Source organism: Pseudomonas sp. GM102 (assembly GCF_000282555.1).
GTDB lineage: Bacteria > Pseudomonadota > Gammaproteobacteria > Pseudomonadales > Pseudomonadaceae > Aquipseudomonas.
Map to the genome: position 1 here is coordinate 1 of NZ_AKJB01000081.1, position 1,774 is coordinate 1,774.

General features: G+C 63.9%; 1 protein-coding gene. It reads left to right on the plus strand.

Annotation, left to right across the window (positions count from 1 at the left end):
- Positions 1 to 1,774, plus strand: a 1,774-nt coding sequence (locus PMI18_RS09500) for a DUF6531 domain-containing protein (RefSeq protein ID WP_007903440.1), incomplete at both ends; no start/stop codon positions are given.

A 1,774-nucleotide genomic window follows, 5' to 3' on the forward strand; every position in this document is an offset into this window, starting at 1 on the left:
GGCCTTGCCATGAGCAAGACCGGGGCCGACAAGGGCTTGAGTAACCTGTGCGAGAGCTTCAGCAACGCGCTGTTTCCGCCCACGGTGCAGGCGAACATTCTCACCGGTTCCACCAACACCCTGACCAACAACATTCCCGCCGCTCGCGCCGCCGGGGCGATCCCGTCCCATGTCGCGTCGGCCGGCACCGAGCTGGCAATACCCGAGCCCGAAGCCGAAGCCAGTTACCTGGACATGGCCGAGAGCTTCTTCTCCCAGATGTGGCGCCCCACCGTTGCCACCCCGGCACCCGGCGCGGTGCCCAAGCCGCTGGACCTGCTCGTCTGCATGAAGCATCCGCCAATGCCGCCGCAGTTTATGGCCGAGGGCTCGGACAAGGTCACCATCAACGGCCAGCCCGCCGTGCGCAGCGGCGATCGCAGCACCTGCGATGCCAAGGTGGTGTCGTCCGGGTTGATCTCCTCCAACGTCACCATCGGTGGCGGTTCGGTGGTGGTGCGCGAGATCCGCAGCGGCAAGACCCCGGGCGTGGGGCTGGCGGTCACCGCGTTGCTGATGCTCAAGGGCGGCAAGGGGAAGTTCTTCAGCAAATTGCCGTGCATGCTGATCGGTGGCGCGACGTCGATGGCCGTCAGCAGCGCGATGGGCGCCATGGCCAACGCCGCCATGGGCTCGTCGAACCCGGTGCATGCGGCGACCGGGGCCAAAGTGCTGGGTGGCGATGAAGAGCTGGATTTCGTGTTGCCTGGCATCTTGCCGATGGATTGGCAGCGCTTCTACAACAGCCGTGACGAGCGGCGCAATGGGTTGTTTGGGGCGGGTTGGAGTGTGTCCTACGAGGTGCGGGTTGAAATCCTGCCTCACCCCGAGGGTGGTGAAACGCTGGTCTACTCCGACGAACAGGGCCGGCGCATCGACATGGGTTCGATCCCCTTGGGCGGCGCGGTGTTCAGTGCGGGGGAAGGGCTGAGTGTTCGACGGCATCTTAATGGGCAGTTGTTGATCGAAAGCGATGACGGCATGTATCGCTTGTTCAATCCAACGCCGGGCAATACGGCGCTGCTGCGCCTTGATCAATTGGGTGATCGCAATGACAACCGCATCCATCTCGACTATGACGAAACCGGACGCTTGGTGCGGCTGCGGGACACCTTTGATCTGGTGCAGGTCGAGCTGATTCGCGAACGCGACCGCGTGGCTCGGGTTGAACGTCTGTACCCCGACCAGCACCGCGAAGTACTCGCCAGCTATGGCTACGACGCAGCGGGCGATCTGGCCGAAGTGCGCGACGCCACCGACCAGGTACAACGGCGCTTCAGCTACGATGCCGGGCGGCGGATGGTGGAACACCAGTTGCCCACGGGGCTGCGGTGTTTCTATGAATGGGCGTTGGTTGAAGACCTGGAATGGCGCGTGGTCCGGCACTGGACCGATGAAGGCGACGCCTACCAGTTCGACTATGACCTCGGCGCCGGTGTCACGCGCATCACCGATAGCTTGCAACGCGTCAGTACGCGGCGCTGGAACAGCCAGCACCAGATCACCGAGTACACCGACAACCTCGGCCACACCTGGCAGTTCGAGTGGAACGACGAACGCCAACTGCTCAGCGCCACCGACCCACAGGGCCGGCGCTATGAATACAGCTACGACGAAGCCGGCAACCTGATCGGCGAAACCGACCCGCTGGGCCGCAGCGATTCGACCCTATGGCTCGAGCACTGGGCCTTGCCATTGGTGGACACCGACCCTGCCGGCAACAGCTGGCAGTATC